The following is a 13404-nucleotide window of genomic DNA, read 5'->3' as shown; positions in this document are numbered from 1 at the left end:
GGTATAATAAATATATTCTTAATCATAAAATATGCATATATACAGCGTCGCGCTATTTAGCGGATAGCGCGGTCTGAATAAATTTAATCATTGCATCACGGTAAAGGTTTGCATAACGTCCGGAAAAAGCATCAATGTGATCGCCGTCAGGAATGAAGATTTTTTGTTTGGGCTCCCGGGCGAGGGCATACAATTTCTCACTGTCCTGCCAGGGAATAACATGGTCTGCCGTGCCATGAAGAATCAATACCGGAATGGGGCTAACGCTGGCGATATTACGATCCGCGCTATAGCGGTCATCAAGCAAATAGCCGCTGCCCGGGATCATCTGGTTGGCGATGGAGGAATAGGATAAAAACGTTGAGTCGAGAATAATCGCACGTATGCCCGCCTGGTCGGCGTAGCGCATATTTGCGCAGCCTACGCAGTGGCCTACGGCGGCCAGTACATTATTGCCGCCCAGGCTCTGCCCCAGCAGTACCAGGCGCTCGGGGTTAATGTCGTCGCGATGCCGCACATAATCTATCGCGCTTTTCGTATCGTCCAGTAGCCCCTCTTGTGATGGGGTGCCCTCCGATTCGCCAAAACCACGGTAATCAAACATAAACAGGTTTACGTTGCGTTCTGGCAGCCAACTGACTAACGGCCAGTGCGCCGACATATTTCCGGCGTTTCCATGGACATGAATCACCGTCGCGACGGCGTTTTCCGGCCTGCCGAAAGCAGAAGGAATAAACCAGCCGTGCAGATGTGTGCCATCTTTGGCGGTAAAGGTAATGGATTCAGCTTCGGCAGGGGTTGGCCCATAGACTTTATTGTCCGGGTAATAAAAGGCATTGATCGCTACGCGGGGTAGCAGGTAAATACAGACCACAATGATAAACAGAATAAAAAGGGATTTGACGATGCGTCGGGTATGTTGAAGGGTCATGTTCGCTTCCTTGCCGCTTTATGCCAATAGCGGAGCAGGGAGCGATCGTACAAAAACATGCAGGCAAGTAAAGCGATGAGGCTGTGTTTAGGAAAAACGCTTGAAAAGGCACGGCGGATGAGTGGCCCCACCCGCCGAAGAGACTTAGCGCTTCAGCGCATCGCTCAGTTCGTCGCGCATATTCGCCAGCATGGCTTTAACGACGCGCGGATTCCCCGCCACGATATTACCGGTCATCATGTAGTTATGACCGCCGGTGAAATCGCTGACGATACCGCCCGCTTCACGAACCAGCAGTTCGCCCGCGGCGAAATCCCACGGACGAAGGCCAATTTCAAAGAAACCATCGACACGACCTGCAGCCACATAGGCCAGATCCAGCGCGGCGGAACCGGTGCGGCGGAAATCGGCGCATTCGGTGAACAGCTTGCCGATAATATTAATGTAGGTGGTCGCGTATTGTTTGGCTTTGAACGGGAAGCCGGTAGCGAGGATAGTGCCGTCCAGATCGCGAGCGGTACTGCCGCGCAGACGGTAGCCGTTCAGTTGCGCACCCTGACCGCGGGTGGCGGTGAACAGTTCGTTACGCATCGGATCGTAAACGACAGCCACTTCAGTACGGCCTTTAATGCGTACAGCAATGGAAACAGAGAAGTGTGGCAGACGTTTGATGAAGTTGGTGGTGCCATCCAGCGGATCGATAACCCATTGAACATCCTGATCTGTGCCAACGAGCTCACCGCTTTCTTCGGTGATAATAGTGTGTTGCGGGTAAGATTTGCGAATGGTGTCGATAATTACCGCTTCAGCGGCCTTATCTACATTGGTCACAAAATCGTTACTGCCTTTTTGGCTCGCTTCTACAGCGTCCGGAGTTTCATAGTTTTTGGCAATTACATTACCCGCCTTGCGCGCTGCGCGCACGGCGATGGTCAGCATCGGATGCATCGGTCTCTCTCACTGGATGTTAAAGAACGGGAAAACGGCGCAGAGTATAGCAGCGAGATCGGAATCTGTCTTGGTTTTATGGTAAGATGTCAGAATAATCTTTAGCTGAAGAAAGACAATGCTGCAAAACATTCGAATTGTGCTGGTGGAAACCTCCCACACCGGCAATATGGGCTCTGTGGCTCGCGCTATGAAAACCATGGGCTTAACCAACCTGTGGCTGGTAAACCCGTTGGTGAAACCGGACTCCCAGGCCATCGCCCTGGCGGCAGGCGCCAGCGATGTGATCGGTAATGCGCAGATCGTCGATACGCTGGATGAAGCGTTGGCTGGCTGTAGCCTGGTGGTCGGCACCAGCGCCCGCTCCCGCACTCTGCCGTGGCCGATGCTTGATCCGCGCGAGTGCGGCTTAAAAAGCGTGGCGGAAGCGGCAAATACGCCGGTTGCGCTGGTTTTTGGTCGTGAGCGTGTCGGGCTGACTAACGATGAATTGCAAAAATGCCATTATCACGTCGCGATTGCCGCTAACCCGGAGTATAGCTCGTTGAATCTGGCGATGGCGGTACAGGTCATCGCGTATGAAGTCCGTATGGCCTGGCTGGCAACGCAGGAAAACGGCGACGCGGCAGATCATGAAGAGACGCCGTATCCGCTGGTGGACGATCTTGAACGTTTCTACGGCCATCTGGAGCAGACGTTGCTCTCCACTGGCTTTATTCGCGAAAACCATCCGGGGCAGGTGATGAATAAATTGCGCCGTCTGTTTACCCGCGCCCGCCCGGAAAGCCAGGAGTTGAATATTCTGCGTGGGATTCTGGCGTCTATTGAGCAGCAGAATAAAGGCAAGTAACCGCGTCAATACCGCACGGAACGCTAAATACCTGACTAATTTACTCAAGTAAATAGTTGACCAAATTACTCGGGAATGTCAGACTTGTCCCTGCTATGCAATACCCCCATTTTACAATAAAAAACCCCGGGCAGGGGCGAGTTTGAGGTTAAGTAAGACATGAGACTGACATCTAAAGGGCGTTATGCCGTGACCGCAATGTTAGACGTTGCGCTCAACTCCGAAGCGGGCCCGGTACCGTTGGCTGATATTTCTGAACGTCAGGGGATTTCCCTTTCTTATCTGGAACAGCTATTTTCCCGTTTACGTAAAAACGGTCTGGTTTCCAGCGTACGCGGGCCAGGCGGCGGTTATCTGCTGGGTAAAGATGCTGGCAGTATCGCGGTCGGCGAAGTGATCAGCGCGGTTGATGAATCCGTTGACGCGACCCGTTGCCAGGGCAAAGGCGGCTGCCAGGGCGGCGATAAATGCCTGACCCATGCGCTGTGGCGTGATTTAAGCGATCGCCTGACCGGTTTTCTCAACAATATTACCTTAGGCGAGCTGGTGAATAACCAGGAAGTTCTGGATGTGTCTGGTCGCCAGCACACGCATGACGCGCCGCGCGCCAGTGGTCGTGCGCAGGACGCTATCGACGTTAAATTACGCGCTTAATTAAAATATTACGCCATCTCTTCTGGCGGCCTCATGCGGTGAATGCCGCGGTCGTCTGAAGGATGAAGCGTAAAAAAGAATTCAGAATCAGGCCGGGACGCGGACGTCCCGTCAACACGGTCGTACATCCAGCCGGTTGCCTGATTCCTTGCATTGAGTGATGTACGGAGTTTAAGAGCAATGAAATTACCGATTTATCTCGACTACTCCGCAACCACGCCGGTGGACCCGCGTGTTGCCGAGAAAATGATGCAGTTTCTGACCCTGGACGGAACCTTTGGGAACCCGGCGTCTCGTTCACACCGTTTCGGCTGGCAGGCTGAAGAAGCCGTCGATATCGCCCGCAACCAGATTGCTGAGCTGGTCGGTGCCGACCCGCGTGAAATCGTCTTTACCTCAGGGGCGACGGAGTCTGATAACCTGGCGATCAAAGGCGCTGCCAACTTTTATCAGAAAAAAGGCAAGCACATCATCACCAGCAAGACCGAGCACAAAGCGGTGCTGGACACCTGCCGTCAGCTTGAGCGCGAAGGGTTTGAAGTGACCTACCTTGCGCCCCAGCGCAACGGCATCATCGATCTCAACGAGCTCGAAGCAGCGATGCGTGACGACACCATTCTGGTTTCCATCATGCACGTGAACAACGAAATCGGCGTGGTGCAGGATATCGCGACCATCGGCGAAATGTGCCGCGCGCGCGGTATCATCTACCACGTTGACGCCACCCAGAGCGTGGGCAAACTGCCTATCGACCTGAGCCAACTGAAAGTGGATCTGATGTCCTTCTCCGGTCATAAAATTTATGGTCCGAAAGGCATTGGCGCGCTGTATGTGCGTCGTAAGCCGCGTATTCGCATTGAAGCGCAGATGCATGGCGGCGGGCACGAGCGCGGTATGCGCTCTGGTACTCTGCCTGTCCACCAGATCGTCGGCATGGGCGAAGCTTACCGTATCGCGAAAGAAGAGATGGAGACCGAAATGGCCCGTCTGCGCGGTCTGCGTAACCGTCTGTGGAACGGCATCAAAGATATTGAAGAAGTTTACCTGAACGGCGACCTTGAGCAGGGCGCGCCAAACATTCTCAACGTGAGCTTTAACTACGTTGAAGGCGAGTCGCTGATTATGGCGCTGAAAGACCTGGCGGTTTCTTCCGGTTCCGCCTGTACCTCCGCCAGTCTGGAACCGTCCTACGTGCTGCGCGCGTTGGGCATGAATGACGAGCTGGCGCATAGCTCTATCCGTTTCTCTTTAGGTCGTTTTACCACTGAAGAAGAGATCGACTACACCATTGATCTGGTTCGTAAATCCATTGGCCGTCTGCGTGACCTTTCTCCACTGTGGGAAATGTACAAGCAGGGTGTGGATCTGAACAGCATCGAATGGGCACATCATTAATCGGTATCGGAATCAGGAGAATTTATAATGGCTTACAGCGAAAAAGTAATCGATCACTATGAGAACCCGCGTAACGTAGGGTCGTTTGACAACAACGACGATAACGTGGGAAGCGGCATGGTTGGCGCTCCGGCTTGCGGCGACGTCATGAAGTTGCAGATTAAAGTTAACGATGAAGGTATCATTGAAGACGCGCGCTTCAAGACTTACGGCTGCGGTTCCGCTATCGCCTCCAGTTCTCTGGTAACGGAGTGGGTGAAAGGGAAATCCCTGGACGAAGCGCAGGCGATTAAAAACACCGACATTGCAGACGAACTGGAGCTGCCGCCGGTGAAAATTCACTGCTCTATTCTGGCGGAAGACGCGATTAAAGCCGCTATTGCGGATTACAAAAGCAAACGCGAAGCGAAATAAAATAGAACGTTAACATTGAGGTTTTGTTATGTCGATTACACTTAGCGACAGTGCAGCAGCGCGAGTTAATACCTTCCTGGCCAACCGTGGTAAAGGGTTTGGTCTGCGTCTGGGCGTGAGAACCTCCGGCTGCTCAGGTATGGCTTATGTACTGGAATTTGTTGACGAGCCAACGGCGGAAGACACCGTGTTTGAAGACAAAGGCGTTAAGGTAGTGGTTGACGGCAAGAGCCTGCAATTTCTGGACGGTACACAGCTGGACTTCGTAAAAGAAGGTCTGAACGAAGGGTTTAAATTCTCCAACCCGAATGTGAAAGATGAGTGTGGTTGCGGCGAAAGCTTCCACGTGTAACCGTGTTCCGCTGTTATACCGAGCATTCGTGCTGCAGAAAAGCGGCAAGCGAGTGAATCCCCAGGCGCTTATTTAAGTAAATGACTGGGGGAACCCGCGCAGACAACGCATCTGCGGCGCGAAGTAAGAAGGTATAACCCCACCGTGGTCGCCTGCGTGTGGGGTTTGTTCTGACAGGCTATCCCTGAGAATGTTATGGATTACTTCACCCTCTTTGGCTTACCAGCCCGTTATCAGATTGACACCCAGGCGCTGAGCCTTCGTTTTCAGGATCTGCAACGCCAGTATCACCCTGACAAATTTGCCAACGGCACTCAGGCGCAGCAGCTTGCCGCCGTCCAGCAATCCGCCACGATCAACCAGGCCTGGCAAACGCTGCGTCATCCTTTGACGCGCGCGGAGTATCTGCTTTCCTTACACGGGTTCGATCTGGCCAGTGAGCAGCATACGGTACGCGACACCGCGTTTCTGATGGAACAACTCACGCTTCGCGAAGAGCTGGACGATATCGAGCAATCAAAAGACGACGTGCGGCTGGAAAGCTTCATCAAACGCGTACAAAAGATGTTTGATGCCCGTCTTCAGCAAATGGTGGAACAGTTGGACAACGCCGCGTGGGACGCGGCGGCGGATACGGTGCGCAAACTGCGGTTTCTCGATAAACTGCGAAGCAGCGCAGAACAACTCGAAGAAAAGCTGCTCGATTTTTAACTGGAATCTAACATGGCCTTATTACAAATTAGTGAGCCTGGTCTGAGCGCCGCGCCGCATCAGCGTCGTCTGGCGGCGGGCATCGACTTAGGCACTACCAACTCTCTGGTTGCGACGGTTCGCAGCGGCCAGGCGGAAACTCTGCCTGATCACGAAGGGCGCCACCTGTTGCCTTCAGTGGTTCACTATCAGCAGCAGGGCCATACGGTCGGTTACGCTGCGCGTGACAATGCCGCGCAGGATACGGCCAACACTATCAGCTCTGTGAAACGCATGATGGGACGCTCGCTGGCGGATATCCAGGCGCGCTATCCGCATCTGCCTTACCGGTTTAAGGCAAGCGTTAATGGGCTGCCGATGATTGACACGGCGGCTGGATTGCTCAATCCGGTACGCGTATCGGCTGATATTCTCAAAGCGCTGGCCGCACGGGCTGGCGAATCGCTCTCCGGCGAGCTGGATGGCGTGGTGATTACCGTTCCCGCCTATTTCGATGATGCCCAACGTCAGGGGACGAAAGACGCCGCGCGGCTGGCAGGCCTGCATGTACTGCGCCTGCTCAACGAACCGACGGCGGCGGCGATTGCCTACGGTCTGGACTCAGGCAAAGAAGGCGTTATTGCTGTTTACGATCTCGGCGGCGGTACCTTCGATATCTCTATTTTACGCCTGAGCCGCGGGGTGTTTGAAGTGCTGGCGACGGGCGGTGATTCTGCGCTCGGCGGCGACGACTTTGACCATCTGCTGGCGGACTATATTCGTGAGCAGGCGGGAATTGCCGATCGTAGCGACAATCGCGTTCAGCGCGAACTGCTTGATGCCGCGATTACCGCGAAAATCGCCTTAAGCGATGCCGATACCGTTCGTGTTAATGTTGCGGGCTGGCAGGGTGAAATCACCCGTGAAACCTTTAACGATCTCATTTCCGCGCTGGTTAAGCGCACGCTATTGGCCTGCCGTCGCGCATTGAAAGATGCCGGCGTTGATCCCCAGGACGTTCTGGAAGTGGTCATGGTCGGCGGTTCGACCCGTGTACCGCTGGTGCGTGAGCGGGTGGGCGAATTTTTTGGCCGCACGCCGTTAACCGCTATCGACCCGGATAAAGTGGTCGCTATCGGCGCGGCGATTCAGGCCGATATTCTGGTCGGCAACAAGCCGGACAGCGAAATGCTGCTGCTGGACGTGATTCCACTCTCTCTTGGGCTGGAAACGATGGGCGGCCTGGTGGAAAAAGTCATTCCGCGCAACACCACTATCCCGGTGGCGCGCGCGCAGGATTTCACCACCTTCAAAGACGGCCAGACCGCGATGTCTATCCATGTGATGCAGGGCGAACGCGAACTGGTGCAGGACTGCCGCTCGCTGGCGCGCTTTGCGCTGCGCGGGATTCCGCCGCTGCCGGCGGGCGGGGCGCATATTCGCGTGACCTTCCAGGTAGACGCCGATGGCCTGTTGAGCGTCACCGCAATGGAAAAATCCACCGGCGTCGAGGCCTCCATTCAGGTCAAACCTTCCTATGGCCTGACCGATGGTGAAATCGCCTCGATGATCAAGGATTCCATGAGTTTTGCCGAGCAGGACGTGAAAGCGCGTATGCTGGCGGAGCAAAAAGTCGAAGCCGCGCGCGTGCTGGAAAGTTTGACCGGCGCGCTAACTGCCGACGCCGCGCTGTTAAGCGCCGCAGAACGTCAATGCATTGATGATGCCGCCGCACATTTAAGCGCGGTCGCACAAGGCGATGATGTTGACGCCATAGAACAAGCCATTAAAAACGTAGATAAACAAACCCAGGAATTTGCCGCTCGCCGCATGGACCAGTCGGTTCGTCGCGCGTTGAAAGGCCATTCCGTAGACGAGGTTTAACATGCCGAAGATTGTTATTCTGCCTCATCAGGATCTTTGTCCGGATGGCGCAGTTCTGGAAGCTGAGACCGGTGAAACCATTCTTGACGTTGCGCTGCGCAACGGCATCGAGATTGAACACGCCTGTGAGAAATCGTGCGCCTGCACCACCTGTCACTGTATTGTACGTGAAGGCTTCGACTCCTTGCCGGAAAGTTCGGAAGAAGAAGACGATATGCTGGATAAAGCGTGGGGGCTGGAGCCGGAAAGTCGACTGAGCTGCCAGGCCCGCGTTACCGACGACGATCTGGTTATCGAAATTCCACGTTACACAATCAACCATGCGCGTGAGCATTAACAGAGGGTAGTATGGGACTCAAGTGGACCGATAGCCGCGAGATCGGCGAAGCGTTATACGACGCATATCCTGATGTCGATCCTAAAACCGTTCGTTTCACCGATCTGCATCAGTGGATCTGCGAACTGGACGATTTTGACGACGACCCTAACGCATCCAATGAAAAAATTCTGGAGGCGATTCTGCTAGTCTGGTTGGATGAAGCAGAGTAAGTCAAATAACGGGCTGCCCTACGGCGGCCCGTTTGCTAATAAGGAAAATAACAATGACAGAAGCCATGAAAATTACGCTTTCCACGCAGCCTGCCGATGCGCGCTGGGGCGATAAAGCCACTTACAGTATTAATAACGACGGTATTACCTTGCATCTTAACGGTAAAGACGATCTGGGGTTGATCCAGCGTGCGGCGCGTAAAATCGACGGCCTGGGAATAAAACAGGTCGCGCTGACAGGCGAAGGATGGGATATCGAGCGTTGTTGGGCATTCTGGGCGGGTTACAAAGGACCAAAAGGCGTCCGTACCGTAATGTGGCCGGATTTAGACGATGCCCAACGTCAGGAACTGGATAACCGCCTGACCATTATTGACTGGGTGCGCGACACCATTAATGCTCCGGCGGAAGAGCTTGGGCCGGAGCAACTGGCGCAGCGCGCAGTGGATCTGCTGTGCAGCGTCGCGTGCGATAGCGTCACTTATCGTATCACCAAAGGCGAAGATCTGCGCGAGCAGAACTATATGGGGTTGCATACCGTAGGCCGTGGTTCTGAGCGTCCGCCGGTGCTGCTGGCGCTGGATTACAACCCGACGGGAGACAAAGATGCGCCGGTTTATGCCTGCCTGGTCGGTAAAGGTATCACCTTTGACTCCGGCGGCTACAGTATCAAACAAAGCGCTTTTATGGACTCAATGAAATCCGATATGGGCGGCGCGGCGACAGTAACGGGCGCGCTGGCGTTCGCCATTACCCGTGGGTTGAATAAACGCGTAAAACTGTTCCTGTGCTGCGCCGATAATCTGATCAGCGGCAATGCGTTTAAACTGGGCGATATTATTCGCTACCGTAATGGTAAGAATGTCGAAGTCATGAATACCGATGCGGAAGGGCGACTGGTGCTGGCAGATGGTCTGATTGACGCCAGCGCGCAACACCCACAGCTAATCATTGATATGGCGACGTTAACCGGCGCGGCGAAAACGGCGCTGGGTAACGACTATCATGCGCTATTCAGTTTTGATGATACGCTGGCGGGGCGCTTGCTGACCAGCGCGGCGCAAGAGAATGAACCGTTCTGGCGTCTGCCGCTGGCGGAGTTCCACCGTAACCAACTGCCGTCTAACTTTGCGGAACTGAACAACACCGGCAGCGCGGCGTATCCCGCTGGGGCAAGCACCGCCGCGGGTTTTCTGTCGCACTTTGTTGAAAATTACCGCGAAGGCTGGCTGCACATTGACTGTTCCGCCACTTATCGCAAAGCACCGGTTGAGCAGTGGGCTGCCGGGGCAACCGGTCTGGGTGTGCGCACCATCGCGAATTTGCTGACCGCCTGAACGGTGTTTTTGTAGGCCGGGTAAGCGAAGCGCCACCCGGCATTTTGCCTGATGGCGACGCCGTGCGTCTTATCAGGCCTACAACCCATATACATAATTTGTGATTCCTATGTCCGAAACTAAAAATGAATTAGAAATCTTGCTGGAGAAAGCGGCGACTGAGCCCGCGCATCGTCCGGCATTTTTCCGTACCTTACTGGAGTCCACCGTCTGGGTGCCGGGCAGCGCTGCCGAAGGCGAGGCGATTGTGGAAGACAGCGCTCTGGATTTGCAGCACTGGGAAAAAGAAGACGGCACGACCGTCATTCCCTTCTTTACTTCTCTGGAGGCGCTGCAGCAGGCCGTGGAAGACGAACAGGCGTTTGTGGTGATGCCGGTGCGCACGCTGTTTGAAATGACGCTTGGCGAAACGCTATTCCTCAACGCTAAATTGCCGACCGGCAAAGAGTTTATGCCGCGTGAAATCAGCCTGCTTCTCGCTGAGGAAGGCAGCCCATTAAGTACGCAGGAAGTGCTGGAAGGCGGCGAGTCGCTTATTTTATCCGAAGTGGCCGAGCCACCGTCGCAGATGATTGATTCCCTCACTACGCTGTTTAAAACCATCAAACCGGTGAAACGCGCGTTTCTCTGCGCGATTAAAGAACATGCGGACGCCCAACCCAATCTGCTGATTGGCATTGAGGCTGACGGCGATATTGAAGAGATCATTCACGCAGCGGGCAATGTGGCGACCGACACGTTACCGGGTGACGAACCGATCGATATTTGTCAGGTGAGAAAGGGCGAGCAGGGTATCAGCCACTTTATCACCGAGCATATCGCACCGTTCTACGAGCGCCGCTGGGGCGGGTTCCTGCGCGATTTTAAACAGAATCGCATCATCTGAAGAAAAGAAAGCCGCCCAACAGGGCGGCCTCCTGGCTTACCTGCTCTGGACGTTGAGCGTTACGGGAACAGAGCTACCTGGGTGGCTTCTGTCTGCGTGAAGACACAACGTGCCAGAAACAAGAAGCACGACACAAAAGCATCGTACCTTCATGTTGCGGTCCTTGCGAAGACCGCATCACGGCAGCACCGCTGGCGATAATGCCGTGATAGCAGGCACTACGGTGTGCCTGCGCTTACGGCCATGGGTTATCCTCTCCTGAAGCCAGCGCCCGTTTGCGAGACGGCGGAAAGGGCCGGGAAAGATAATACCTCAAATGTTGAATAGTTTCCCGATAAATCATATTGACATTTGCTCCCTTAAAAGGGAGTATTAATCCCCTACGGTGTGCCTGCGTTGCTATGGCAACAAAGCCTGCTGGGAAGGCCGCGAACCGGACCAGCACAAAAAAACCGCTCAATTGAGCGGTTTTTTTGTGGCCTGCTTAAACCGAATTTATGTAGATTCGTTTTACATCAGCCTGAACGGTAGGCCGGATAAGCGTGAGCGCCATCCGGCATCATGTCGATTAATCGCCGAGCGCGTCCAGTTTTGCCCAAAGCTCCTCATGATAATTCTCCAGGTCAAGTAAAGCGGCATCGCGTTTTTCATTCATTTTTTGCTGTGCCTGCCATTGCGGAAGATGTAAATCCTCTTCGGTAAAGCCAATGTCTTTAGCGCGCGAAATAATATTATAGAGATATTCCACCAGGGAAGACTCCGCCAGCCAGAATTCATTTCGTTCCATGCGGGCAATAGGGTATTCGCCGTTGGCATCCCGTTCTGTGATATAGATAAAAATGGCCTGATCGCCGACATGATCGATACGAATTAATGCCGGAAGACGAGGATCGTTACTCCAGACAGGCATCAGATCTTCAATATCAATACCTGAGTCATCCATGCCAACGCCGTAATACGCCTCTTCATCAGGGGAGTAAGAATGAATTACTCCCTCTTTATCAATAGATCTTTGTAATGTTTCAATCACAGGCATATTATAATTGCTAAGTAGATCGCGGTCGTAGGCCAGTAGCGCCTTCAGGCTTTCAGGTAACTCAGTGGTTTCCGTATTTTGCGGATCGCGATACTTACGCACTCGCAGACGACTTATTTCCTCAGCAGGCATAGGATTAGGCACCTTATTGCGGTTAACCTTTTTAACCAACTCAATTAAATTAGCGAGTGAAATATCCATTTTCCATCCTTAAAAAATTATATTTACAGGAGTTATTTCCCGGTGAAAACCAAAACAGCGGTGATGATACTCCTTATACCCGGCGTAAAGTATTTACCGATAAAAAATAGGATTTTATTAAGAGAAAATAATGCCCGTTTGCAGGACAGCGGAAAAGAGCTGAATAAAAACAATGTCTGTAGATTCGTTTTACATCAGCCTGAACGGTAGGCCGGATAAGCGTGAGCGCCATCCGGCATGGCAGATATTAAGTGGGTTCAACCGGTAAATCGTTACGCGCGCCCCATTCGCTCCACGCGCCGTCGTAAAGCGTGACGTCAGGCACATCCAGCGTGGCGAGTGCCAGCACCACGACCGCGGCCGTCACGCCGGAACCGCAACTGGCGATAATCGGTCTGTCGAAACTCACGCCGTGGCTGAAAAAAACCTCATTCAGTTCGTCAGTGGTCTTTAATTCGCCCTCATACACCAGTTCCGTCCACGGGACGTTTAGCGCGCCAGGAATGTGTCCGCGCCTCAGCCCCGGACGCGGTTCATCAGCCTGAGCGTTAAAACGCGCCGCCGGACGCGCGTCAACGATTTGTGCGGTTTTTTCATGGCTTGCCAGCAATACGTCGGTGAGACGCACCACGGCTTGCGGCGCGAATTTCGCCTCAAACTCGCCTCCTTCATGCGCTTCCTCGCCTTCGCGCAATAGCCATTCGTCGCGCTGCCAGCCCGCCAGTCCGCCCGCCAGAATGGACACTTTCTCGGCACCGAACGTGCGCAGCATCCACCATGCCCGCGGAGCGGAGAACAGATTGCCTTCATCGTATATGACCAGGTGTTTATCCTGGCGAACACCCAGTTCACGCATGGCCACCGCAAACGCTTCCGGGCGCGGCATCATATGCGGCAGCGGCGATGCGCGATCGGAAAGCGCTTCAATATCAAAAAACAGCGCGCCGGGAATATGTCCGGCGCGATATTCGCCCGCCATATCACGATGTTCCTGTCCTGGCGGCGCCATACGGGCGTCAAGAATCTGTATTTCCGGATCATCAATATGTTCGGCAAGCCAGTCGGCGGCGACAAAAAAGGCGGTGGTCATGGGCATCTCCATTGTTACCTGATTATGGACAAATTGTCGGACGTTTCCCGAAAAGGGACAAGTAGAAGAGGCTGTTTTGGCTGGCGAAACCACATTTCTGCGTAAAATTTTCGCATCATCACAGTAATACGGACTTACACAATAAAATTTCTCGCGCATAATATCTCATCAACCGTTGCTGACAGGC

General features: G+C 53.8%; 16 protein-coding genes. 11 read left to right on the top strand and 5 right to left on the bottom strand.

What is annotated here, in order from left to right; all coding sequences use genetic code 11:
- Window positions 1-52 precede the first annotated feature (52 nt).
- Window positions 53-931: an alpha/beta hydrolase gene (locus ACLD4K_RS03820; RefSeq protein ID WP_183058979.1), complete on the bottom strand. Its 879-nt coding sequence runs from the start codon at window positions 929-931 to the stop codon at window positions 53-55.
- Window positions 932-1075: 144 nt separating this feature from the next.
- Window positions 1076-1879: an inositol-1-monophosphatase gene (suhB, locus tag ACLD4K_RS03815; RefSeq protein WP_023214306.1), complete on the bottom strand. Its 804-nt coding sequence runs from the start codon at window positions 1877-1879 to the stop codon at window positions 1076-1078.
- A gap of 118 nt (window positions 1880-1997) precedes the next feature.
- Here suhB and trmJ point away from each other — a divergent pair, with 118 nt between their 5' ends.
- The 11 genes from trmJ to sseB all read left to right on the top strand — a co-directional run bounded on the left by trmJ (window position 1998) and on the right by sseB (window position 10890).
- Window positions 1998-2729, top strand: coding sequence for a tRNA (cytosine(32)/uridine(32)-2'-O)-methyltransferase TrmJ (gene trmJ / locus ACLD4K_RS03810; protein ID WP_000940032.1), 732 nt, complete (start codon window positions 1998-2000; stop codon window positions 2727-2729).
- A 159-nt stretch (window positions 2730-2888) separates the two neighbouring features.
- On the top strand, window positions 2889-3383 hold the full coding sequence (gene iscR, locus ACLD4K_RS03805; protein WP_001241346.1) for a Fe-S cluster assembly transcriptional regulator IscR: 495 nt from the start codon (window positions 2889-2891) through the stop codon (window positions 3381-3383).
- Between the two features lie 180 nt (window positions 3384-3563).
- Window positions 3564-4778: a cysteine desulfurase gene (gene iscS, locus ACLD4K_RS03800; protein ID WP_000775263.1), complete on the top strand. Its 1215-nt coding sequence runs from the start codon at window positions 3564-3566 to the stop codon at window positions 4776-4778.
- Window positions 4779-4805: 27 nt separating this feature from the next.
- Window positions 4806-5192 carry a Fe-S cluster assembly scaffold IscU gene (gene iscU / locus ACLD4K_RS03795; protein WP_000331704.1) on the top strand — a complete coding sequence of 129 codons (387 nt, stop codon included), beginning with the start codon at window positions 4806-4808 and terminating at the stop codon, window positions 5190-5192.
- Window positions 5193-5220: 28 nt separating this feature from the next.
- Window positions 5221-5544, top strand: a complete 324-nt coding sequence (iscA, locus tag ACLD4K_RS03790) for an iron-sulfur cluster assembly protein IscA (RefSeq protein ID WP_000028952.1) — start codon at window positions 5221-5223, stop codon at window positions 5542-5544.
- A gap of 195 nt (window positions 5545-5739) precedes the next feature.
- Window positions 5740-6255 (top strand): co-chaperone HscB, encoded by a 516-nt coding sequence (hscB, locus tag ACLD4K_RS03785; RefSeq protein ID WP_000384398.1) that lies wholly within the window; start codon window positions 5740-5742, stop codon window positions 6253-6255.
- 12 nt (window positions 6256-6267) lie between these two features.
- Entirely contained in the window at window positions 6268-8118 is a 1851-nt protein-coding gene (hscA, locus tag ACLD4K_RS03780) for a Fe-S protein assembly chaperone HscA (RefSeq protein WP_411011407.1), read from the top strand.
- 1 nt (window position 8119) lies between these two features.
- Complete coding sequence (gene fdx, locus ACLD4K_RS03775) at window positions 8120-8455, top strand: ISC system 2Fe-2S type ferredoxin (protein ID WP_001124466.1); 336 nt, start codon at window positions 8120-8122, stop codon at window positions 8453-8455.
- A gap of 11 nt (window positions 8456-8466) precedes the next feature.
- Window positions 8467-8667, top strand: a complete 201-nt coding sequence (gene iscX, locus ACLD4K_RS03770) for a Fe-S cluster assembly protein IscX (RefSeq protein ID WP_000523621.1) — start codon at window positions 8467-8469, stop codon at window positions 8665-8667.
- 53 nt (window positions 8668-8720) lie between these two features.
- Window positions 8721-10004 carry an aminopeptidase PepB gene (pepB, locus tag ACLD4K_RS03765; protein WP_000133536.1) on the top strand — a complete coding sequence of 428 codons (1284 nt, stop codon included), beginning with the start codon at window positions 8721-8723 and terminating at the stop codon, window positions 10002-10004.
- Window positions 10005-10113: 109 nt separating this feature from the next.
- Entirely contained in the window at window positions 10114-10890 is a 777-nt protein-coding gene (gene sseB, locus ACLD4K_RS03760; protein WP_411011406.1) for an enhanced serine sensitivity protein SseB, read from the top strand.
- Window positions 10891-10926: 36 nt separating this feature from the next.
- Here sseB and timP read toward each other — a convergent pair whose 3' ends face one another.
- From timP to sseA, 3 genes are all read right to left on the bottom strand, one after another.
- Entirely contained in the window at window positions 10927-11043 is a 117-nt protein-coding gene (gene timP / locus ACLD4K_RS03755) for a small toxic inner membrane protein TimP (RefSeq protein ID WP_242618368.1), read from the bottom strand.
- Window positions 11044-11458: 415 nt separating this feature from the next.
- Window positions 11459-12127 carry a DUF5066 family protein gene (locus ACLD4K_RS03750; RefSeq protein ID WP_411010776.1) on the bottom strand — a complete coding sequence of 223 codons (669 nt, stop codon included), beginning with the start codon at window positions 12125-12127 and terminating at the stop codon, window positions 11459-11461.
- A gap of 247 nt (window positions 12128-12374) precedes the next feature.
- Entirely contained in the window at window positions 12375-13217 is an 843-nt protein-coding gene (sseA, locus tag ACLD4K_RS03745; RefSeq protein ID WP_411010775.1) for a 3-mercaptopyruvate sulfurtransferase, read from the bottom strand.
- Between the last annotated feature and the right edge of the window lie 187 nt (window positions 13218-13404).

Origin of the sequence: Salmonella sp. 741265055_HSA (assembly GCF_046569525.1) — a bacterium.
GTDB classification, from domain to species: domain Bacteria; phylum Pseudomonadota; class Gammaproteobacteria; order Enterobacterales; family Enterobacteriaceae; genus Salmonella; species Salmonella enterica.
This window is presented reverse-complemented; position numbering and strand designations above follow the sequence as displayed.

Bases quoted from the DNA above. Each gene is read 5' to 3' on its own strand.
- ACLD4K_RS03750 (WP_411010776.1), bottom strand. From the start codon at position 12,127: ATGGATATTTCACTCGCTAATTTAATTGAGTTGGTTAAAAAGGTTAAC.
- sseB (WP_411011406.1), top strand. From the start codon at position 10,114: ATGTCCGAAACTAAAAATGAATTAGAAATCTTGCTGGAGAAAGCGGCG.
- sseA (WP_411010775.1), bottom strand. From the start codon at position 13,217: ATGACCACCGCCTTTTTTGTCGCCGCCGACTGGCTTGCCGAACATATT.
- hscA (WP_411011407.1), top strand. From the start codon at position 6,268: ATGGCCTTATTACAAATTAGTGAGCCTGGTCTGAGCGCCGCGCCGCAT.
- iscX (WP_000523621.1), top strand. From the start codon at position 8,467: ATGGGACTCAAGTGGACCGATAGCCGCGAGATCGGCGAAGCGTTATAC.
- fdx (WP_001124466.1), top strand. From the start codon at position 8,120: ATGCCGAAGATTGTTATTCTGCCTCATCAGGATCTTTGTCCGGATGGC.
- iscS (WP_000775263.1), top strand. From the start codon at position 3,564: ATGAAATTACCGATTTATCTCGACTACTCCGCAACCACGCCGGTGGAC.
- hscB (WP_000384398.1), top strand. From the start codon at position 5,740: ATGGATTACTTCACCCTCTTTGGCTTACCAGCCCGTTATCAGATTGAC.
- iscA (WP_000028952.1), top strand. From the start codon at position 5,221: ATGTCGATTACACTTAGCGACAGTGCAGCAGCGCGAGTTAATACCTTC.
- timP (WP_242618368.1), bottom strand. From the start codon at position 11,043: ATGAAGGTACGATGCTTTTGTGTCGTGCTTCTTGTTTCTGGCACGTTG.
- ACLD4K_RS03820 (WP_183058979.1), bottom strand. From the start codon at position 931: ATGACCCTTCAACATACCCGACGCATCGTCAAATCCCTTTTTATTCTG.
- iscU (WP_000331704.1), top strand. From the start codon at position 4,806: ATGGCTTACAGCGAAAAAGTAATCGATCACTATGAGAACCCGCGTAAC.
- iscR (WP_001241346.1), top strand. From the start codon at position 2,889: ATGAGACTGACATCTAAAGGGCGTTATGCCGTGACCGCAATGTTAGAC.
- trmJ (WP_000940032.1), top strand. From the start codon at position 1,998: ATGCTGCAAAACATTCGAATTGTGCTGGTGGAAACCTCCCACACCGGC.
- suhB (WP_023214306.1), bottom strand. From the start codon at position 1,879: ATGCATCCGATGCTGACCATCGCCGTGCGCGCAGCGCGCAAGGCGGGT.
- pepB (WP_000133536.1), top strand. From the start codon at position 8,721: ATGACAGAAGCCATGAAAATTACGCTTTCCACGCAGCCTGCCGATGCG.